At 46.0% G+C, this 20585-nt stretch carries 19 protein-coding genes; 17 read left to right on the top strand and 2 right to left on the bottom strand.

Annotation, left to right across the window (positions count from 1 at the left end; translation table 11 throughout):
• Nucleotides 1–9 precede the first annotated feature (9 nt).
• The 5 genes from MHB56_RS21330 (at nucleotide 10) to MHB56_RS21350 (ending at nucleotide 4073) form a co-directional block, all read left to right on the top strand.
• Nucleotides 10–603: an RNA polymerase sigma factor gene (locus MHB56_RS21330; RefSeq protein ID WP_076125358.1), complete on the top strand. Its 594-nt coding sequence runs from the start codon at nucleotides 10–12 to the stop codon at nucleotides 601–603.
• A complete protein-coding gene (locus MHB56_RS21335) occupies nucleotides 578–1555 on the top strand; it encodes a hypothetical protein (protein ID WP_076137953.1) in 978 nt (325 codons plus the stop codon). The genes MHB56_RS21330 and MHB56_RS21335 overlap by 26 nt, the downstream gene beginning before the upstream one ends.
• A 12-nt stretch (nucleotides 1556–1567) precedes the next feature.
• Entirely contained in the window at nucleotides 1568–2218 is a 651-nt protein-coding gene (locus MHB56_RS21340) for an ATP-binding cassette domain-containing protein (protein ID WP_248547754.1), read from the top strand.
• A gap of 439 nt (nucleotides 2219–2657) precedes the next feature.
• Nucleotides 2658–3134 (top strand): hypothetical protein, encoded by a 477-nt coding sequence (locus tag MHB56_RS21345; RefSeq protein ID WP_076141168.1) that lies wholly within the window; start codon nucleotides 2658–2660, stop codon nucleotides 3132–3134.
• 279 nt (nucleotides 3135–3413) lie between these two features.
• Complete coding sequence (locus MHB56_RS21350; RefSeq protein ID WP_248547753.1) at nucleotides 3414–4073, top strand: YczE/YyaS/YitT family protein; 660 nt, start codon at nucleotides 3414–3416, stop codon at nucleotides 4071–4073.
• Between the two features lie 55 nt (nucleotides 4074–4128).
• On the opposite strand, the gene MHB56_RS21355 is transcribed toward MHB56_RS21350, so the two are convergent.
• Complete coding sequence (locus MHB56_RS21355) at nucleotides 4129–4545, bottom strand: MerR family transcriptional regulator (protein ID WP_076185357.1); 417 nt, start codon at nucleotides 4543–4545, stop codon at nucleotides 4129–4131.
• 120 nt (nucleotides 4546–4665) lie between these two features.
• Here MHB56_RS21355 and MHB56_RS21360 point away from each other — a divergent pair, with 120 nt between their 5' ends.
• The 4 genes from MHB56_RS21360 (at nucleotide 4666) to MHB56_RS21375 (ending at nucleotide 9554) form a co-directional block, all read left to right on the top strand.
• Nucleotides 4666–5715, top strand: a complete 1050-nt coding sequence (locus MHB56_RS21360) for an NAD(P)-dependent alcohol dehydrogenase (protein ID WP_076185356.1) — start codon at nucleotides 4666–4668, stop codon at nucleotides 5713–5715.
• A gap of 569 nt (nucleotides 5716–6284) precedes the next feature.
• Nucleotides 6285–7685, top strand: coding sequence for an ABC transporter substrate-binding protein (locus MHB56_RS21365; RefSeq protein ID WP_076185355.1), 1401 nt, complete (start codon nucleotides 6285–6287; stop codon nucleotides 7683–7685).
• A gap of 79 nt (nucleotides 7686–7764) precedes the next feature.
• Complete coding sequence (locus MHB56_RS21370; RefSeq protein WP_076125342.1) at nucleotides 7765–8688, top strand: carbohydrate ABC transporter permease; 924 nt, start codon at nucleotides 7765–7767, stop codon at nucleotides 8686–8688.
• Entirely contained in the window at nucleotides 8685–9554 is an 870-nt protein-coding gene (locus MHB56_RS21375) for a carbohydrate ABC transporter permease (RefSeq protein WP_076125340.1), read from the top strand. The genes MHB56_RS21370 and MHB56_RS21375 overlap by 4 nt, the downstream gene beginning before the upstream one ends.
• A 214-nt stretch (nucleotides 9555–9768) precedes the next feature.
• On the opposite strand, the gene MHB56_RS21380 is transcribed toward MHB56_RS21375, so the two are convergent.
• Complete coding sequence (locus MHB56_RS21380; protein WP_339247198.1) at nucleotides 9769–11298, bottom strand: PucR family transcriptional regulator; 1530 nt, start codon at nucleotides 11296–11298, stop codon at nucleotides 9769–9771.
• 195 nt (nucleotides 11299–11493) lie between these two features.
• Here MHB56_RS21380 and MHB56_RS21385 point away from each other — a divergent pair, with 195 nt between their 5' ends.
• The 8 genes from MHB56_RS21385 to MHB56_RS21420 are packed head-to-tail and all read left to right on the top strand — an operon-like array spanning nucleotide 11494 to nucleotide 20585.
• On the top strand, nucleotides 11494–11745 hold the full coding sequence (locus tag MHB56_RS21385; RefSeq protein ID WP_076125336.1) for an acyl carrier protein: 252 nt from the start codon (nucleotides 11494–11496) through the stop codon (nucleotides 11743–11745).
• Between the two features lie 11 nt (nucleotides 11746–11756).
• Nucleotides 11757–13505: a CocE/NonD family hydrolase gene (locus MHB56_RS21390; protein WP_076193524.1), complete on the top strand. Its 1749-nt coding sequence runs from the start codon at nucleotides 11757–11759 to the stop codon at nucleotides 13503–13505.
• Nucleotides 13506–13522: 17 nt separating this feature from the next.
• Complete coding sequence (locus MHB56_RS21395; RefSeq protein ID WP_076125332.1) at nucleotides 13523–13906, top strand: holo-ACP synthase; 384 nt, start codon at nucleotides 13523–13525, stop codon at nucleotides 13904–13906.
• Nucleotides 13907–14911 carry a phosphate acyltransferase gene (locus MHB56_RS21400; RefSeq protein ID WP_076125330.1) on the top strand — a complete coding sequence of 335 codons (1005 nt, stop codon included), beginning with the start codon at nucleotides 13907–13909 and terminating at the stop codon, nucleotides 14909–14911. It begins immediately after the preceding gene.
• 4 nt (nucleotides 14912–14915) lie between these two features.
• Nucleotides 14916–16049 carry a butyrate kinase gene (gene buk, locus MHB56_RS21405; RefSeq protein ID WP_341143973.1) on the top strand — a complete coding sequence of 378 codons (1134 nt, stop codon included), beginning with the start codon at nucleotides 14916–14918 and terminating at the stop codon, nucleotides 16047–16049.
• Nucleotides 16042–16965 carry an alpha/beta hydrolase gene (locus MHB56_RS21410; RefSeq protein WP_076125327.1) on the top strand — a complete coding sequence of 308 codons (924 nt, stop codon included), beginning with the start codon at nucleotides 16042–16044 and terminating at the stop codon, nucleotides 16963–16965. The genes buk and MHB56_RS21410 overlap by 8 nt, the downstream gene beginning before the upstream one ends.
• Complete coding sequence (locus MHB56_RS21415; RefSeq protein ID WP_339247206.1) at nucleotides 16929–18443, top strand: FAD-dependent oxidoreductase; 1515 nt, start codon at nucleotides 16929–16931, stop codon at nucleotides 18441–18443. Before MHB56_RS21410 ends, MHB56_RS21415 begins: the two co-directional genes overlap by 37 nt.
• Nucleotides 18444–18446: 3 nt before the next feature.
• The gene (locus tag MHB56_RS21420; protein ID WP_081393540.1) at nucleotides 18447–20585 is read left to right on the top strand and encodes an FAD-dependent oxidoreductase; all 2139 of its coding nucleotides are present in this window, start codon (nucleotides 18447–18449) and stop codon (nucleotides 20583–20585) included.

Below are 20585 nucleotides of genomic sequence, written 5' to 3' on the forward strand. Positions count from 1 at the left end.
GAGAGTCAAGTGAACAGCAGGGCTGTTGTCACGGATGAGCAACTGCTCGAGCAATACAAGCAAGGAAATACAGCCGTGCTGGAGTTGTTCGTCTATCGGTATCATCAGACCATCTATGCGTATTTATACCGACTGACCAGCAAGCGTCAGCTCGCAGAAGATTTGGTGCAAGAGTGTTTTGTCAGAGTATTCACGGCTTTGCAAGCTGGTCGGTTGCCTGAACGGTTTCGACCATGGATTTATCGAATTGCGACGAACCTGTGCCGTGATGTATGGAAGTCCGGAGCTTATCGTTATGAAGTAGCGGCTAAGGATACCGGAGTGTATGATGCGGCAGATGGCGGTAAGGATACGGTAGCGTCTTTTTTAGACAAGCAATATGAGCGTGAAGCAGTCATTGCTGCCCTTGGCGCTTTGCCTGAGGAGGAGCGGCAAATTGTTATTTTGCGTTTTTATGAGGAGCTCAAGCTGGATGAAATAGCCGAGTTGCTGGAACTGCCGCTTGGAACGGTCAAGTCCAAGCTGTATCGGGCGTTCAGGCGACTGGCCCATACATTGCAGAAAGGAGAGGATCAGGATGAGTTACATATCCGGAGCCGGTAGCGCCGATAAGGCTAGTCGCGACAGTCAACTGCACAGGGAATTGCAAGAGCAGCGGCAACTAGAGGAAAAGGGTGAAGCAGCAGCGGATCGATGGGAGCATGACCAGATCGGAGCCGTATTTAGCCAACTGGATCGCTATACCGTCGATGGTCCCAGCGGCCAGCAGACGGAATCTCTGCTGGCGCTTGCCGCCACATATGCCACACAGCCTGAGTGGGCGGTTGCTGTACCCTCTTCCAAGCGAGTGGCAAGACATGACAGGCCTGGGCGGCAAGCAACAGTCGCTATATCTTTACCAGTAAGGCTTATGCAACGCATGGCAGCTCAGGTAAGGACGATGCATTGGCTGTTTTGGCTTACATCAGCGCTTATGATTGGCATAGGAGCAGTCGTTGAGGGGCTGGTAGCAAGTGAATGGTTCAGTAGCTCTGCCAAGCCGGATGTATTTTTATTTACGATTCTGTTGCTTCCTGTAGCCAGTGTGGCCTATTCACTCCGATCCATGCATACGCCAATGAGTGAGCTTGAGGCGACCTTTCCTGTTACACCCGTACAGCTTATGGTAGCCAGAATAGGAACCATACTGCTATATGACCTCCTTCTAGCGCTGTTGTTTTATGGAATACTCGTTATGACGGGTACCAGCGGTGAATTCGGATCTAACACTACTTTACTGATCACAGATCTATTACTGCCGATCTGCCTGAGCGCTTTTGCAGCGCTGGCTGCAATGCTTCGTTTCGGGACATGGCCTGGTACCGCGGTTGTCCTCGCAGTGGGCGTCATCCAGTTTTCCGCTGGCGAGAGGCTTGGCGTATTTCAATTGTTCAGCGAATACGGGTCCGAACACTGGCTTGCAAGCAAGCTTGTTGCTGTTAGTCTGGCAATAGCGCTTGGTGTTATAACAAGTATTTTGCTGCGCCATCGGCATTATTACAAGCAATATGGATAGGAGGGAAGAGTGGTGCGAGGAGCTGAACTAAAACTTACCGCGGTTGAACTTCTTGCAGATAATGGTCACCTGCTGCTAGGGGATGTGAATTTGGCATTGCCGCCAGGCTGGTATGGTCTGGAGGGCGCCAATGGCAGTGGAAAAACAGCATTGCTCAAAGCGATAGCTGGTCTATACCAGCCTGTACGCGGCCTGATTACCTATCAGCTTCATGGCGTGACGTTGTCAGGCAATGCTTTCAAGCCTTATCTGGGCTACAAGCCACAGCAGGCAGCGTACTATGACAATATGAATGTCGAGGCATACTTGCGTTATGTGGGTGAGATGAAGCTGATGCCACGGGCGACCATTGAAGAACGATCTCGTGAGCTATGTGAACGGCTCGGGCTTACTGCCGAGTGGAAGACGCCCATTCAGCGGTTGTCAGGCGGCAACAAGCAACGGCTTATGATTGCTCAGGCGATGCTTGCTGATCCATGGTTTCTGCTGCTGGATGAGCCTCTCTATGGCATGGATATCGAGATTTGTTTCCTGCTGCTAGACACGTTGTACGAAATGACACCTGGCACAGTCGCAATCTTTTCAGGCGCTTTGGAGGGCCTACAGGGAGGTTGGTTGGATGCTGTGATCAAACTTGAAAATGGTACAGCGGCGCTGCACTGATGCAGCGCCGTTTTCTATATTAAATCATCCTGCTGCGGCTGCGAAACTTGCCTGGCGGATAGCCAGACATTTGTTTGAACCATTTGCTGAAGGGGTGGATAGAGTCGGCCTCTAGCTGGCTGGCAATGGAGACTCTTCTACTCTTATCATTGGCAAAGAACGGGGAGTTTTGAACACAAATAAAATAATGAGAAGTGACAGATTGCTTGGGTAGTGTTGGGATAATATCAATAATTGGCGAACCAGCCGATGGAATCAATGGCGTGATTTTCTCTTTGATTGGAGATTTTTTGGTACCTTATTGTCAGTACAATCATACAGAGCAAAAAAAGGAGGAGAACCCAGAATCATGCACACCAAGAATAAGGGGAAGTACAATGATTTTTCGAGATATTTACCTGGATAGCTAATTGTTGCGGAAGAAGACGAAACACTTCCCTTGGCTCATCCTGATTTGATGTTGTTTTTGCTTAACACCACAAATGTAATTGATAGTGTTGATTATAGACTGTTCAAAATAAAGGAAACAGCTATCGTTCAATTTTTTGTAACGGACGCATTTAAACAACTAGTGGAACTCCATGACCTTAAGGGCTTAGATTTCTCAGAGGTATACGATTCAGCTTTTACTGCAGAAAAAGAAGAAGAGCAAGAACGTAATTACCAAGCTGCCCTTGATTTCATAGAGCGCAATAAAGGAATTGAAGTTTCATATGATGAGGCTCGTTTCCTTATGGAGCAGGAAAAAGTTGTTGCCAGCGGAAAGTGGAGAATGCAACTAGATGAGAATGGGGAGCTATGGCTTGCGAATTTGACACCTGATTTGATTTATTGCTGGGGCCAGCCAATTTATATTCCTCCTGTGTTAATGCTTTTTCAATGGCATGAAGTAGAGAAGTCTGAAATTAACTTATAGAACCCGGTGGAATGAAATATACTCTTATGAAGCTTTATCATCATTTTTAAAAGGCTAAGCGCTGAGCTTAAAGTCATAAGTTAGATCTGTTAACACTAAAGTTTTACAAAGGCGACTTATCTGCGGACGGGTTGCTTTTGTTTTTTTCAGTTCCCATCAAAACAATATAGTCCTGAGCGATCTGCTTTTCCAAATCATTGAATACTATCAATAAAGATAACCGTCAAACAATAGAATATATGATATAATGACGTGGTTGTTGTAAGGTGCAATTTTAATATGAAAAATAGGATGGGCAATATGAAGGGTTATCTTTATAACGTGGATAAAAAAAGATTGATTATTATGGTTATCGGCAATGTATTTCTGGGCATGGGAATTAGTATTTTTAAGCTGTCCGGCATGGGGAATGATCCCTTTAGCGGCATGGTAATGGCTCTTGCAGAGTGCGTGGGTATAACATATGCAAATTTTCTGATCTTGCTGAACCTGGTATTGTTTGTAATCGAATTCATCACCGGACGAAGGTATATTGGAGCAGGGACTTTTGTAAACGCAATCTTTTTGGGGTATATCGCTACGTTCTTTCATAGTACTTGGCTATCTCTGTTGGGCGAACCTCAGCTGTTATGGCAGCGGGTGGTGGTCGTAGCGATTGGTGTGGTGGTATGCAGTTTTGGGGTATCCCTGTATCAGACATCGGCTGTGGGAGTCGCTCCTTACGACAGCCTGTCCCTGATTATGAGGGATAACGTCCCGAAAATATCTTATTTTTGGCACCGGATGTTTACGGATGCTCTTTGTGCTTTGATTTGCTTCCTGGCAGGAGGCGTTATAGGCTTAGGAACTCTAGTGTCCGCACTTGGTTTGGGACCCATTATTCATTTTTTTGATGTGAATTTTACGGAGAAGCTGCTGGCAAAAAAGCGTCCAAATTAAGAAAGGCGGGGCAGACCAATCTGCCCCGCCTTTACTGTAATTTGAAGGTCCATTTTTAATGAGTAAATGCACTCTTAATGTTATTTTTTTTATGAACATCTTCCGTGCCGCTATCCAAGGCGGTCTTGTAGTAGAAGCATTTATGGTCTATGACTTCCATCGTTTTTTTCAATTCTTCCATCTGTGCTTCTACAGAAGCTTTCCGTTCCAAGAACATGTCATATCTCTGCTGCAAGGTGGAGTCCCCTTCAGAGCACCACTCAATGAAATGTTTTATTTCCTTAATCGGCATCCCGGATGACTTCAAACATTCAATTACTTTTAAAGCATCCATATCCGTTTCTTTGAAAACGCGTTTCCCGCTGGGGGTTCTTTCTATAAAAGGCAAAAGCCCTTCCTTGTCATAGTAACGCAGGGTATGTGATGTCATATTAAAATATTCTGCAACTTCACTTATGGAGTATGTCTTCATCATCTATCTCCAGTTTTAATTATATTTTATGCTTGACTTAGAGTTAACTTTAAGTAATAACATAGGTTTTGTAAAGTCGGCGTTACAGTTTTTTATATTAACTAGAAGAGAGGTTTCACTATGATAAAAGTAAATGCACGTGCTACATTCAGTCAGGAAGGCCCGTTCAAGCTAACTACAATCGAACGCCGGAATCTGCAGCCGCACGATGTTCTTATTGAGATTAAATACGCTGGCATTTGCCACTCGGATATTCATACAGCCCGCGGGGAGTGGGGACCGGTTAAGTATCCACTTGTTCCAGGGCATGAGATCGCCGGTATTGTCAGCCAGGTCGGTTCCGAAGTTACAAAGTACGCAGTCGGCGATCGTGTAGGGGTTGGTTGTATGGTTGACTCCTGTGGAGAGTGCAGTAATTGCCAAAAAGGTGAGGAGCAGTATTGCCTGAGTGGAAATACGGGCACCTATGGAGCTATCGACCGGCACGGTCACTATACACAGGGCGGGTATTCCACGCACATCGTTGTAACAGAAGACTTCGTAGTCCGGATTCCTGATGCTATTCCGCTTGACGCGGCTGCACCGCTTTTGTGTGCAGGAATCACCACCTATTCACCGCTGCGCCATTGGGGAGCCGCTCCCGGCAAAAAAGTAGCTGTAGTGGGTCTTGGCGGGCTTGGACACATGGCTGTGAAGATTGCTCATGCCATGGGAGCTGAGGTTACTGTGTTATCACAGTCACTGAAGAAGAAGGAAGACGGATTGCAATTAGGAGCGGATCATTATTATGCGACCAGCGATCCGGAGACATTTAAGCAGCTTGCCGGTTCATTCGATCTTATTGTGAATACAGTAAGCGCACAAATTAATATTGATGCCTATCTTTCACTTCTGGCATTGGATGGTACATTAGTCAATGTTGGTGCGCCCGCTGATCCATTGGCAGTTAACGTATTCTCGCTGATCGGCCACCGCCGTTCGTTTGCCGGATCGATGATTGGCGGAATCCGTGAAACGCAGGAAATGCTTAATTTCTGCGCTGAACATAATATTGCTTCTGAAATCGAGGTCATTTCTGCTGACCGGATTGATGAAGCTTGGGAGCGTGTGCTGGCTTCAGATGTCCGTTACCGGTTTGTCATCGACATCAGCACGATGGGGAACGAATAAGAGACGCCTTCATTCTTGACCTCGGTTCGTGGCCACAACCTCAAGAAATTCGATAACATAGCGGGAATTTGCTAAGGAGCTGGAGATCTCACGCAGTTATGTTTCGAGAAGAGAAAAACGGCGTTGCTGCATACAGCAGTGTATGTGTATAAATGCTAAATAGGCAGAGCAGTGCTTCTACCATTGGGGTAGGAGGGCGGCTCTGCTTATTGTCGTTACTGCAAGTGAATATTTTGGATCAGCTGATTCTGCCGTTTTTATGAAAAAGATGATTCTTTAAAGGTTGGAATTTTTAAAAATCAGGTTGAAAAATGCTATTTTCCCTAATAGAAAATCATGACACAATAATAATAAAGCGCTTACTTCATTAAAACATCCCAAGTTCATGAAGACTCTATACCACTTTTTGAAAATATTTACGATATTAAAAGTCGTATCTGCTGGCCGAAATTGCGGATTCCAAGCAAAGGTTGAAATTATTAAAAAAGTTGGTACTAAACGTTTAACTCAATAACTTAAGGGGTCAAACGGTTAGACATATCTATGTAATTATGAAGGGGGAGAGGGAAATGAAAGTAGGTAAAGCATTCGGGGTAGGTATTCTTTCAACTGCACTAGCGTTAAGTGTCATTGGCTGCGCGAAAGACGAGACAAACACAGCAACCAAGGCATCTGATGCACCCAAAGCATCTGAGAACGCAACCTCCAAGCCTGAGGAGAAGGTCAAGATTATCTATTCGATGTGGGGAAGTGCGGAAGAAGGAAATGTAACCCAGGGAGTGGCGGATAAGTTTAATGCTTCTCAAGACAGAATTGAAGTAGAAGTACAAGCAATTCCTTGGGAAAACTACATGACTAAGCTGAATACAATGGCTACGGCAGAGCAATTGCCTGATACAGGGATGCTCAGAGAAGATGGGGTCGTTCAGTGGTCTACCCAAGGCATGCTGAATGATGTAAATACAATGTACGAAGGAAGCGACAGCAAACCACTCGATAGCTTAGCCTACAAATATCAAGGGAAAACCGTAGCCTACGCGGCTGCCAATGAAATCTTACTCCTCTATTACAACAAAGATATGTTTGACAAAGCCAATGTACCCTATCCCCCAGCCGCTTTAGACCAAGCGTGGACATGGGACGAATTTGTAACAACAGCAAAGAAGCTGACCCTTGATAAAAATGGTAAACATCCTGATGAGAGTGGCTTTAATGAGCAGAGTATCGTACAGTTTGGCGCATCCGTTGAAAACTTACCATGGCAGCTTGAGACCTGGGCGCTTGGTAATGGTGGAGGGTTCTATTCGGGTGATGGGACTGAGGTGAGAATTGGAGAAGACGCCAGTATAGAGGGAATTCAGAAGGTTGCAGATCTTTACTTGAAGGATCATGTTGCTCCGTTGTCTGTCGGACAGACTGATGATGGCATTCAACGAACCATCATCGCGGGAACTGTTGCCATGGCTACTAACGGTGCGTGGAACGTGGGAACTAGTCTGAATACGGCCAAGAATGAAGGCTTGAACTATGGCGTCGCAGTATTGCCTTACATGAAGGATAAGGTTACTCTCAACACGGGTGGCGCCAATGTCGTCTTCTCCCAGACTAAGCATCCAAAAGAAGCGATGGAATGGCTGAAATGGTACAACTCAGAAGAAAATAACTGGGGCCTCATTAGCTCGGGGATCTGGATGCCGACACTGGAGAAGTGGTACACGGATGAGACCCTTACCCGTAAATGGGTCGAAAATCCTAACTTCCCTGTTTATGACGAATATAAATCTGCAGTAGTCGATTATGCGCAATCACCTGCTGTGAAGCCTGCAGCGTGGTTCTATACGAATCATACGACGGAGTTTAACACCTTGCTCGGGTCGGTTCTAGGGGATGTATGGACTGGAAAGACGACCGCTAAGGATGCTATTTCTAAAAATCTCGATGCGTTGAAAGCAGCCCATTCAGGCAATTAGTAAAGTTCGTAAAAGACTGGCCGCTGCCAAGCTCACACACGCGGCGGCCATATTATGATCTTCAGGTGGGGAGATAGAGATGGAAATGATTAATAAATCTCCGAAACGTCGTTCACGTATTCATGCAGGTGAGGCACGAGCCGCGTATATATTATTGATCCCTGCCTTCATTGGGCTGATCTTTTTAACGTATCTACCTCTTATTGGGGTGCTCGGGATCAGCTTAACGAATTGGACGGGACTTTCAGACCCCAAATTTGTTGGCTTCGAGAATTATATTAATCTATTTACCACTGATCCTTATATTAAAGATTCGATTATCGCTACGGTCTACTTTGCCGTCTTATCGGTAGTTGGAGGCATGATTTATTCACTTTTTATTGCGATGCTACTGAATCGTAAAATTCCGGCTAGAGGGTTTTTCCGAGCTGTGTTCTATGTACCGTACGTTTTGCCGGCAGCCGCAATATATGTAGGATGGTCCTGGTTATACGAAGCTAATTTTGGATTTTTTAACTTTATTCTCTCTGAGATGGGTTTGAACAAAGTTTCTTTTATCGCGGATTCCAGCTATGTCATTCCATCCCTATCCTTGATTTCGGTTTGGCTGTCAGGTAACTTAATTGTTATTTTCTTAGCTGGGCTGCAAAATGTTCCGGTCGTCTACCATGAAGCGGCTGAAATGGATGGTGCGAATGGATGGAAACGATTCTTGCATATCACTTTACCGTGCATGTCGCCCATTATCTTTTACAATTTGCTAATGAGCTTGATTGCCAATCTCCAAATTGTTACGCCGGCTCTTTCATTAACGAATGGCGGCCCGGGTAATTCTTCACGCTTTTTAACTTATCTGATGTATGATCAAGCTTTTGTAAATTATAAATTGGGGTATGCTTGTGCGACAACAGCCGTTATTTTTGTTATTCTTGCAGGCTTTACTGGTGTATTATTCAAAACCTCCAACCTATGGATCTTTAATGAAGGAGGCGATGACAAATGAGTGTAGCCTCATACGGAAGATTAAAGAGCAAAAAACGTAATAATCAATGGATGAACCTGATCTCGTTTGTCGTTGTTATTTTTTTTACTATACTCGTGCTCTTTCCAATCTGGTGGATATTTCGCACGTCGCTCATGTCGAATGCCGAGATATACCAATATCCGCCTTCACTGCTGCCAGGAAATTGGTTGTTTTCAAACTATGCAGAAACGCTAGAGATCTTTAAGTTTTGGAAATATTTATGGAACACTATGATTATTATTGTACCCGCCTGTTTGGCAGGAACCTTTACAGCGACTTTATGCGGTTATGCCTTTGCAAGACTGCGTTTTCGGGGCAAAAAATTGATTTGGGCTCTTTGTGTCGGTTCGATGCTTCTACCTGCCATGGTTACACTTATTCCGCTATATATTGGGTGGACGAGAGGTTTAGGAATTCATGACAGCTATCTGCCGTTGATTTTGCCTTATTTCTGTGGTGGCGGGGCTTTTAATATCTTTTTGATTAGGCAGTTTATCATGTCTATTCCGAGAGAGCTTGATCAAGCAGCAACGATCGATGGCGCTGGATATTACCGCATTTTGTTCAGCATTATTATGCCGGCCATTAAATCTGCGATGATCGTCGTCGCATTATTTATCTTTATCGGTTTATGGAATGATCTACTTCAACAGATGATTTACATAAACTCAAGCGATAAGTATACGATAGCCTTGGGACTAACCGCCTTTAGAGGCCAACTAAAGCAGGACTGGTCGCTGACGATGGCGGCTACGTGTATGTCCTTTGCGCCGGGTGTCATTTTTTATCTGATTGGTCAAAAATATTTCGTAGAAGGAATCACGTTGACAGGACTGAAAAATTAGCTTCAATGGCTAAAGATAGCGCACTGTAATCTGCTCTGAAGTATTAATGGGGGCACCTTTATGCTAAGGCTTAAGTTCCGAGCCCAGCGGTATAAGGTGCCCTTTATTTGTGCTGTAAAAGCTTCTACAGATTATGAATGAAGTTATATAGGTTTGCTGGGGTGAGTCCTCTCTTTGAAATGGAACGTCCATACAAGCTCCTCGAAGATTAGTTTTATTTATGTACTTCGTATTTTAAGTTCAGAAAATGAAATGTCAATTGCAGTTTGAGACGAATATCACCGTTGCTTAAGTCTAATTGGAAAAGCTCCCGGATCCTGTTGATACGATAGAACAAAGTGTTTCTATGGATAAAAAGAGCTTTTGCCGCAAGAGCTGGAGTATCCACATACTGAAGATAGGCTTCAAGGGTAGGCAGCAAACTTGTTTTGTGGGTATGGTCATAAGCAATAAGCTTCTGAATAACCGGATGACAGAAATCAGCAAGATCATGATGTTCAGATATGATTTTTCCAATATGCTCACAGAGATATTCCTCATACACATAGATTGACTTGTTAAAGTCAAGTTGGAGTCCTAAGTCGATGGCAGCCAGACATTGTTTGTAATATTTTCGCAAAAAATTTAATTGACTGAAGGAGTCACTCATTGAAGCAGTCAGACTATTTACTTGCAGAAACTCCAGAATCCGTTCTTCTTTAGTAATTATTTCGTGGGATGAATCGGTGAGAGAGATTAGAAATACAATGCGCCCTTGAAAAACGATCCAACGGTTGTTTGGCAGGAATTGACTTAGATGCTGCGCGACCAGTTGAACTTTTCCCTCAAAAAAACCGTTGTTTTGGTCAATTAAGGTCAACACACGCAAGTTAGAGGACAGCGGCCACTCCATATGAGCCAAGCGCATTGCAATGACATTAGCATCATAGAGATCACCAGTAAGGAGTTCGGTAAGCAGAAAGCTATGAACCATTCCTTGATTGGATTTATAGAAATCACTCTTCTGCAATTCTACCGAAACCAGCTCGCAAAGAAATTTTACTAGTTCAAAATCAATATCAGTAAATTCACGATCAAGCTCCATAACACTAACCTGTGCAAATTCTATACCGTGGACGTACACAAAAGCTGTAATCCAACCGTTCTTGGTCTCGGGATCACGAGAGTAATAAGGAAAAAGAGCCATCCGGGTCCGCTCGTATAAATTGGATTTCTTCATGCTTTGAATATTTCGGTCAAGGACATAACCTAAGTGTCTCTGTTGTTCAATATCAGGTCGGCTGGGAATAGGTGCTTGACACATAGCGAGTAATTTATAGCCAGCATCAACAATGATAACCGGATTACCAAAGATGCGGGTGGCTTCATTCGTCATGTGCTGCAATCCTTTGTTGGAGTTAAGTGCGGAGATAAGCGTGTGCATATGCTCAATAAGCCGATTCTCATGAGCAAGGATAGTAGAGATTTTCTCTGAAAGATCAAGCAAATCCAGTTCATTTGGCAGAAGGGTAAGGCAAGTATAAGAATCAACAGATGCGTCACAATCCTGAATACAGAAAAGTGGGGTGTCTGTTGGAAAGTCCCTTGGTATATCTGAAAGCTTGCCTAAATAGGCAGTGTCAGTCTTGAATACGGAGCAGGGTCGCAGGATAGCAAATTCGTTAATCTCTTTGGTTTGTAATGCCTCTTCCGGCCAGGCAAGACAACAGTCGCTAAGTTTTCTGATGATCTTTTGAAGATTCACGAGAACAGCCTCCAATAGCACTAGGAACCTTTGTGCAATTTTACAAAACTTTGCTGAAATAACCGATCACGATTAAGTTGCAGCACATGGGAGATAACGCTCTCATTATATATACTGAATTTATCACATGCAGCAATAAATGACACTTTAGCTTGAAAATGTGTGATGAGCTGTATTCAACAAGGAGGGATTGTATTGGAATTACGTGAAGAAATTTATGCGAAGCTGGTGGAAAGAGCTTCGCCTTTATTCGGGAAGAAGCCGGAGGAATTGTCGGAAAGTCTTTCATTTACGAGTGATTTACAGGCAAAATCTGTGCATTTTTCGCAGATCACTACTTTCTTGGAGGACGCTTTTAATGTTGAAATTCCATATATGAAATTTCGCCGGAAACAAACCATCGCTGAGGCTGTTGATTATGTGCTGGAAATTTGCGAGAACGGATAAGGAGAAGGACAATGAACAAATTTTTTACAAAGAAAGAAATGTTTCAGGGCGAAGAGCTTGAGAGTATTTACCGTGTGGCCCGTCGGCCTGTTAATAAAGAGCAGGATATTGATCTTTCTGCAAGTGAAAATCCAATGGATGCAATGGGACAAGGTTTCTGTCCTCCCTTCAACCAACGAACATACATTGCGGGTGAAGGCGTGATCTGTCAGCAAGACGTACCCGTTAAAATGCGTGACGGGGTGACTATCTACTGTGATATATATATGCCGGAAAACCGAATAGACAAGATTCCTGCACTAGTTTCCTGGAGTTTTTTCGGGAAAAGGCCAGGAGAAGGAATGAGTGAGTGGCAGATTATGGGCGTTCCTCCGCAGACCGTATCCAAACTCGCAAAGTTCGAGTCTCCGGACCCTATGTATTGGTGCCGAATGGGTTACGCCGTTGCCAACGTTGATACTCGCGGTGCAGGTCATTCCGAAGGTGATGTAAGCATGTTCAGTCGTCAGGATTGTGAGGATGGCTATGATTTTATCGAATGGCTGGGTGTTCAATACTGGTGTAACGGTCGAGTGGGTATGGGAGGAAACTCTGGTGTAGCCATGACCCAGTATCGTGTAGCAGCTTATCAACCTCCCCATCTCGCCTGTATAGCCCCGTGGGAAGGCACGACTGATGTGTACCGGGAAGCAATTTATGAAGGGGGCATCCCAGCACTTAGCTTCAATGAATTCATCGCAGCTTCGGTTACGGGGAATGGCGGTGTCGATGATCAAGTGGCTATGGCACGGAAATATCCTTTAATGAACGGTTACTGGCGTGACAAAATTCCTGATTTCAGCAAGATTACGATTCCGTGTTACTGTACCGCCGGCTGGAGTCATTTTCATCTGCGTGGTTCAATTCAGGGCTATCGTAAAATTAAGACGAAGCAGAAATGGCTGCGCGTACATCGCGATTTTGAATGGGCAGATGCTTATGATCCTTACAATCTTGAGGACCTGAAGCGCTTCTATGACCGCTACCTGAAAGACATTCATAATGGCTGGGAATTAACCCCCCGTGTCCGGCTTGATGTTATGGATGCTTTCGATTGTGATTACCAGGTACAGCGCAAGGAAAAAGGATTTCCTCTGGAGCGAACTCAATATACACGTTACTACCTGGATGCGGCCAGCATGAGCATGCAAGAAGGTCCTGTTTCTGCCGCATCCGAAGCAACTTACGACTCGGACAGTGGAGAAGCAATCTTTGATATGGAAATTAAAGAGGATACTGAGCTGACCGGTTATATGTTTTTACGGCTTTATGTTGAAGCAGCCGGGCATGACGACATGGATCTTTTCATTAATATTCAGAAGGCTGATGGAGAGGGCAATTGGATTCCCTGGCATGTACTGGATGAGCCGCATCCCGGAGCATGGGGTAAGATTCGTGTTTCGCACAGAGAGCTTGATTCAAAGCTTAGTACCCACTATCAGCCTGTGCTTTCTCACGAACGTGAGCTGAAGCTCACTGGGGGAGAGGTAGTTCCGGTGGATATCGAAATTGTACCTTCCAGCCGGATCTGGCATAAAGGTGAGAAACTGCGGGTGCAGGTGGCAGGCCGCTATATCCGGGAGGGTTGGTTCGAGCCTCTAGCGTGGGACACAGACAATAAGGGCAGACACATCATTCGCACTGGCGGGGAATATCAATCCTTCCTTCAGGTACCGGTAATTCCGCCACGTTATCAATCTGGTGAATATATCTACCGTTAGATATGGAGGAAAGTCCGATGATCGGTGTGGGGACAGATATCGTGAATTTTTCTCATCTGCGAGCCATTACGCTGGTGCAGGAAGATCCATTTATACAAAAAACATATACTCCGAATGAGATCGCGCAAGCTATAAGCCGTCCGGAGCCTTTTTATTACTATGTAACGCGGTTTGCCGGCAAGGAAGCGGTGTTCAAGTCTCTAGCTATCAGTGGCGAGGGAGTTAGTCTCAAAGAGATTGAAATCCTTAATGATGCCGAAGGGCGGCCTAATGTGATACTGCATGGGGAAATCGCCAAACGGGCGCTGCAAAGCTCATGTGCGCAAGTGAAAATTTCCCTTTCTTATGATACAGACTACGCGGTGGCCTTTGCCATAGCTGCAGATGGAAGGAGTATATAAATGAGCCTGCTGGAAACGCTCGAGCAAAAAGCACGTCTTCATCCCAAAAGGGTGGTTTTCCCGGAATGTGATAATGAAATGATTTTGAAAGCCGCCGCGGAGGTGGTCGCACGCAAGATAGGCCAACCTGTGCTAATTGGCAATTCAGAGAGTATCAGTGCGCGTGCGGTGGAACTTGGAATTTCGACTGAGGCATTCAGTTTCTTCAATAATTCGAATGAGCAGCAGTTAGAAGAACTCGCTGACGAATATACAGCACGTTTTGATGAGTTGAGCAGAAAAGCGGTCCTGCGCAAGGCAAAAGATCCAGTAAACTGTGCGATGCTGCTGGTTAAGACCGGCAGGGCTGATTGTGCAGCTGCTGGACGCGAGTATACTACGGCTGAGGTTATAGTGGCGGCTCAAAGCATTATCGGGATGCAGGAAAGCTTTAGCAGCATTTCAAGTCTTGGTATTGTGAATGTGCCGGGCTTTGAGGGTCCTGAAGGTCAGCTGCTTGCTATAGCTGATTGTGCGGTGAATGCCGCTCCCGATGCTGACGAACTTGCTGACATCGCCATATCCTCTGGATATACTGTCAAAACGCTGCTCGGCTGGGAGCCTCGTATTGCTATGCTTTCCTTTTCTACATGTGGCAGCACGGAGCATGAGAGTATTGATGTTATCCGCAAGGCAATCGATATTGTACATGGCAGAGTGCCGGACTTGAAGATCGATGGTGAATTTCAACTTGATGCAGCTATATCCCCAGGGGTGGCTGCAAACAAAGTGAAGCGTGAAAGTGATGTCGCTGGCAAGGCAAATGTGCTTATATTTCCAAATCTGCATGCCGGGAATATAGGTGTCAAGCTGATACAGCTTTTTGGTAAAGCCGATGCATATGGGCCTGTACTTCAAGGCTTTGCACAGCCGATCTGCGATTTTTCCCGCAGTGCTCCGCTTTCCGAAATGATGGGCAATATTATTATGCTAATTGTACGCGCACAGCATGGAAAGGAACTGTGAAGACATGGAAAGGATATATAAAATTTTTACGCTCAGCCCAGGCTCTACTTCAACAAAATTGGCGGTTTTTGAGAACAACACACAAGTATTCAAAGCGAATGTTACCCATGACCCGGCAGTTCTAAAGACCTTTGAAACTATTGGCGACCAACTTCCTTACCGGCGCGAGACGATTCTATCGGAGTTATATAAGGCTAAAATCAGCCTTACTGCTATGGATGCTTACGCTGCGTACAGTGGAGGTTTGGAAAGCATGGTTGGTGGCATTTATCCGATTAATGAAGCCATTCTTAAGCATTCCCGGGAGGGAAGAACGGTCAAGCATCCGGCAATTCTCGGCGCACAGCTTATTCAAGCATTCTCGGATGAATTTGGCGGAGCACCTGCATATTTGGTCAACCCGCCTGATGTTGACGAATATGAGGAGCTGGCCCGTTTTACAGGGATAAGGGGCATTTATCGAGAGAGTAGAGTACATGTGCTCAATCAGAAAGAAGTCGCCATGCGGTATGCCAAAGAACTACGGAGACCGTATGAGGAATGCAACTTTATTGTGGCGCATGTGGGCGGGGGACTATCTGTTACTGCCCATAAGAAGGGAAGAATGGTAGACGGCAATGATGTACTAAATGGAGAAGGTCCTATGGCGCCGAATCGTTCTGGCTCAGTCCCTGCCGTCCCCATTATTGATATGTGCTTCTCCGGTGAATACACCCATCAGGAAATGATCCAGAAGATCAGCAAGACAGGAGGACTAGTCAGTCATCTCGGTACAGATAACACCATGGAGATCAAAAAAATAATTGCTAGCGGAAATACTTATGCGAAGCTTGTTTATGATGCTATGGCTTATCAGTTATGCAAAGCTGTCGGTGCTTGCGCAGCAGTTCTTCAAGGCCAAGTGGACGGGATCATTCTCACAGGCGGCGTCAGCAATGACCTCTATTTTACAGGTTTTGTGGAGCTATACTGTGGCTGGATCGCACCTGTTAAGGTGTACGGGGGTGATTTTGAAATGGAGGCACTTGCGGCAGGCACTGTGCGTGCTCTGAACGGTGAAGAAGAAACCAAAGTGTATACGGGTTATCCCGTATGGGAAGGTTTCAACAGAACAGAAACAGGAAAATCAAATGGATGATTTCTTGCAAAGCTTCATTAAAATCATACCCTCCATTCGTGCATCTGAAAGAATGGTCCTGTTGTCACAGCATATTCATGGAGAGCGGCTGGAAATACCTTGCGGTGAAAGCCACAGTGTTGAAGTTTGGTTGCATCGTGCCCAGCGGCAAAACTCGCCAGTACTTTTTGAGCTGCATGGCGGGGGGCTAGTGCTTGGCGATGCTGCCAAGGATGATAACCTGTGCGAGGAAGTCAGAACTCTTATTGGCTGTCACGTAGTAGGGATAAATTACCGCAAAGCTCCTGAGAATCCTTACCCTGCAGCGCTAGATGACGTCTGTGGAGTAATGAAGTGGTTTGCCGAAAATGCTGAAAGCTTCAGTATGGACCCTTCACGGTTTGCAGTTATGGGATTCAGTGGAGGGGCGACTCTTGCTACAGCCGCATCAATGAAGGCAAGGGAACAGGATCGCTACTCTATTTGCTGCCAGATTTTGCATTACCCCTATCTTGATGCCGTAACTGATCCGGCAGCGAAGGAGCGCTGTTTGTCCGATATGGCCCCAGAGTTGATGAAAGCGTTTACTTTTCTATATTCAAGTGAGGAGCAACGGAAGGAACCCTATGTATCACCGCTCCATGCGCCTGAACGGTTCATTACTAATATGCCGCCGGTCATTATAGTACTTGCCGAGTGTGATGCGTTGTGCTATGAAGGCGAACAATATGCAATTCGTTTGTCCAGGGCAGGCGTTCCAGTCTTTATACGGCAGATGCAAGCTGCGCACCATGGCTATATAGAAGATGCTTTTAATAGTGCCTGTTATAACGAACTTCCCATAGATACAAAAGAAACCCATGCAATCAACTTCCGTGAGCTGGCAAATGAGGCGGTGGAATGGAGTGCGCAATGGTTAAGGATGTATTTAAATTAATGTTTCTAGGAAAGGAACTTTATATGAGACGGATCGAGACAGAAATAGTTGTAATTGCCGCAGGACCTTCCGGATTGGCAGCCGCTGCGCAAGCTGCTGAGAACGGAGCGAGGGTAGTAGTGCTGGAGAAAAACAGTACGGTAGGTGGCGCAGCAAATATGGGGATGGGACCTCTGGGGATAGGTACGCGGCAGCAAAAATCCATGATGGTAGATATCAGTGTAGAACGGGCCTTCAAAATGTTTATGGAATATACGCATTGGCGCGTAGATGCCACTCTTGTGAAAAGGTATTTTGAAAATTCCGCCAATACCATTACCTGGCTAGAAGAGATGGGCGTCCAGTTTGCTGGCGCATACAAATATTTTCCGAAATCTGAGCAGACCTGGCATATCGTAGCAGTGAACGGTGGCATTGGCCGCAATGGCGGTGCCATCATGAATAAAGCAATCATGGAATACGCACGTGAGCATGGGGTTGAGTTTTATCTTGAAACCCCTGCTCAGCGTATTCTTACAGATGGACAGGGCAAGGTCTGCGCAGTTATTGGCAGAGGGCCTGATGGTGAAGAAACTGAGTTCCGATGCAAGGCTGTTGTTGTAGCTACGGGAGGTGCAGGTGATAATCCAGAGATGATTAAGGAGCGCACCGGCTATAGCTACAAGGAGGATATGTTCAATTTTGCAATACCCGGACTCAAGGGTGACGGAATTCGTATGGCCTGCGAGGCAGGGGCTGCGACAACCGATATGACTGTTGAAATGATCTACATTCTGCCACATTCGGATACCGGTCCGGATAGTGTGCCTGCCGTACTGATGCAACCTAACCTGATGGTGAATCAACTCGGCAAACGTTTTATTAATGAGGAAGAAATGCAGAACAATACCTTCACCGGCAACGCCATCGCTATTCAAAAAGGGCGTGTAGGTTATTCCATTATTGATTCCACTATTCTAAAGGGGTATAAGCGCAATGGTCTTGATGTCATAAACTTTGTGCATGACCCGGATGATGTCAGTGATTTTGATGAGGTCGTAGAGGATTACATCCTTCAGGGCAATCCGGACATTATCAAAGCAGACAGCATTGAGGAGCTAGCTGAAAAACTTGGGATCGTTCCAGAGGCTTTGCTCGATACAGTTGATGAATACAACGATATGTGTGATAGAAGTGATGAGCTCTTCTTCAAAAACAAGACTTATATGAAGCCTGTTGTGAAGGCACCCTTCTATGCCGGATGCTTTCGTCCCAGCGCGTATGGCACACTTGGCGGTATAAAAATAAACGATAGAGCAGAAGTGCTGGATAAGGAATGGTTGCCTGTACCCGGTCTGTACGCTGCCGGTACAGATACCTGTACCATTTACGGGGACAGCTATATGTTTCTTTTACCCGGAAACACGATGGGTTATTGCTTGAATACGGGACGTTTTGCTGGTGAAAGTGCCGCTGAATATGTGAGAGCAGAGGAATAAACGATGAAGGACGAACAAGTGACACTGGTGATTGACGGAAAGACCGTATCTGTGCGTACAGGTGGAACGATTCTAGAAGCTGCACTATCAAACGGTATCTATATCCCGAACCTCTGTTACCATGAGAATCTTCGTCACACTGCCTCCTGCCGACTCTGCATGGTGCGTCAGGAAGGGAAAAAGGGTGTCGTGGCTGCCTGTGCTGTAAAGGCGGAAGAAGGAATGGTCATTGACAGTAAGGATGCTCTCGCTGAAAACGTACGAAAGCTTTCTGTTGATTTAATGTTCAAAACACATCCAAGTGAGTGTACAGGCTGTCCAAAATTCGGACACTGCCAGTTCCAATCCATTTCCCAATTTGTCGGAGATACGGGGCGCCGCCTCCGGGCCAACCCGATCCGTATTGCTGAGGATGTCAGGAACCCGATTATTCTTCATGAAATGACCCGCTGTATTCTATGTGGAAGATGTGTGCGTGCATGTGAAGAGATGCGGGGTGTGGGAGCTATCCGCTTTGAGAAGGTTCAGGGCCGGTTGCAGGTTGTAGTAGATGGTAATTCCCTGCAGGATGCAGATTGCCGCTTTTGCAGTGCTTGTGTAGAGGTATGCCCCACAGGAGCTATTCGTGAACACGAGGCCATTACGCAGAAGATGACTGGAAAGTCCCGTACAGATGCCCTGGTTCCATGCCGGGCGGCTTGTCCTGCCCATATTGATATACCCAAATATCTGCGGTTCATACGGGAAAAAAATTATCCGGCTGCGGCTGCCGTCATGCGCGAAAAAGTACCGTTTCCCCACGCGCTCGGGTACATATGCACCCATCGCTGCGAATTGGAGTGTAAACGTAATTTTCTCAATGAACCGGTGGCCATACGTGACCTGAAACGCCATGCCTGCGAGCATGATGACGGTAGTTGGAAAACTCGTTCTTTCCAAAAATCGGCCACTGGCAAAAAGGTCGCTATTATTGGTGCAGGTCCTGCTGGTCTGACGGCAGCCATGTACCTTGCAAAGCTAGGTCATGAGGTAACTATTTATGAAGAACGCCAAAAGGCTGGCGGTATGATGCAATACGGGATTCCACAGTATCGTCTTCCCCGGGAGATCGTTGACCGAGAAATCGGCATGATCCTGGAGTTGGGTGTGAAATTACAGACCGGTGTTCGGATTGAATTTCCTGCCTCCCTGATCTCAGAAGGATTTGACGCTGTTTTGGTAGCCGTAGGGGCTCATAAGGGAGCGCGTCTGCCACTGAAGGGCGCCGGGCTGGAAGGCGTATATACGAATATTGAATTTCTGCGCCAGACGGCAGAGGGGGAGGCTCCGACTGTCGGTAAGAACGTAATTATTCTGGGTGGGGGAAACGTTGCCTTGGACTGTGCAGGAATCGCAAAACGGTTTGGCGCGGAAACCGTTCATCTGGCTTGCCTTGAAAGCCGAAATAAGATGACCGCATCTCCTGAAGAGCTTCGCTGGGCTGAAGAAGAGGGAGTGCTGGTGCATAACAGCCGAACGTTTCTCGCCATTAACGGCAGCGGCGACGGTAAAGTGAACGGGCTGCGGATGGCAGAAGTGAAAGGCTTCCAGTTTGATGAGAATGGCAGGAGTGTCATTGATCTTATACCTGGCAGCGAAACGATACTCCCGGTTGATACAGTGATTTTTGCAGTAGGTCAAGGACCTGATTTGGCAGAGGGCTGTGGGTTAGCCCTTGGTCGTGGCAGCCGCATTGTTGTCGAAGCGAATAGCTGTGCTTCAAGCATTCCCGGTATTTTCGCAGCCGGAGACTGTGTAACAGGCACAGATTCAGTTATTCGTGCCATAGCAGGTGCGCGCCTGGCTGCTTCAGAGATGGACCGGTTTCTCGGCGGGGACGGCAATATTGAGGAAAATCTTTCACCGGAGCAGGCGGTTTGCCCGAGAATTGGTGCAATTAAAGGCATGAGTGATAGAAAGCGAAAGAAAACACAGATTGTTGCACCAGAGGAGCGTTGCCAATGCTTTGATCCGATGGATCTGGGTTATTCTGAAGCGCAAGTACCGGATGAGGCGCAACGTTGTCTGCAGTGTGATCTGCGACTAGAAATAGCTGCGCAAAAATTTTGGAATGATTATTCGAGTGTTGCCAGAGGTGAATAA

Source organism: Paenibacillus sp. FSL H8-0315 (assembly GCF_038005365.1).
In the GTDB taxonomy this organism is placed as follows: Bacteria; Bacillota; Bacilli; order Paenibacillales; family Paenibacillaceae; genus Paenibacillus_AQ; species Paenibacillus_AQ odorifer.

What these genes read in the sequence shown, in the direction of transcription:
- MHB56_RS21335 (WP_076137953.1), top strand. Translation starts at nt 578, where the DNA reads ATGAGTTACATATCCGGAGCCGGTAGCGCCGATAAGGCTAGTCGCGAC.
- MHB56_RS21395 (WP_076125332.1), top strand. Translation starts at nt 13,523, where the DNA reads ATGATCGGTGTGGGGACAGATATCGTGAATTTTTCTCATCTGCGAGCC.
- MHB56_RS21410 (WP_076125327.1), top strand. Translation starts at nt 16,042, where the DNA reads ATGGATGATTTCTTGCAAAGCTTCATTAAAATCATACCCTCCATTCGT.
- MHB56_RS21365 (WP_076185355.1), top strand. Translation starts at nt 6,285, where the DNA reads ATGAAAGTAGGTAAAGCATTCGGGGTAGGTATTCTTTCAACTGCACTA.
- MHB56_RS21420 (WP_081393540.1), top strand. Translation starts at nt 18,447, where the DNA reads ATGAAGGACGAACAAGTGACACTGGTGATTGACGGAAAGACCGTATCT.
- MHB56_RS21375 (WP_076125340.1), top strand. Translation starts at nt 8,685, where the DNA reads ATGAGTGTAGCCTCATACGGAAGATTAAAGAGCAAAAAACGTAATAAT.
- MHB56_RS21360 (WP_076185356.1), top strand. Translation starts at nt 4,666, where the DNA reads ATGATAAAAGTAAATGCACGTGCTACATTCAGTCAGGAAGGCCCGTTC.
- MHB56_RS21390 (WP_076193524.1), top strand. Translation starts at nt 11,757, where the DNA reads ATGAACAAATTTTTTACAAAGAAAGAAATGTTTCAGGGCGAAGAGCTT.
- MHB56_RS21370 (WP_076125342.1), top strand. Translation starts at nt 7,765, where the DNA reads ATGGAAATGATTAATAAATCTCCGAAACGTCGTTCACGTATTCATGCA.
- MHB56_RS21415 (WP_339247206.1), top strand. Translation starts at nt 16,929, where the DNA reads ATGGAGTGCGCAATGGTTAAGGATGTATTTAAATTAATGTTTCTAGGA.
- MHB56_RS21355 (WP_076185357.1), bottom strand. Translation starts at nt 4,545, where the DNA reads ATGAAGACATACTCCATAAGTGAAGTTGCAGAATATTTTAATATGACA.
- MHB56_RS21350 (WP_248547753.1), top strand. Translation starts at nt 3,414, where the DNA reads ATGAAAAATAGGATGGGCAATATGAAGGGTTATCTTTATAACGTGGAT.
- buk (WP_341143973.1), top strand. Translation starts at nt 14,916, where the DNA reads ATGGAAAGGATATATAAAATTTTTACGCTCAGCCCAGGCTCTACTTCA.
- MHB56_RS21400 (WP_076125330.1), top strand. Translation starts at nt 13,907, where the DNA reads ATGAGCCTGCTGGAAACGCTCGAGCAAAAAGCACGTCTTCATCCCAAA.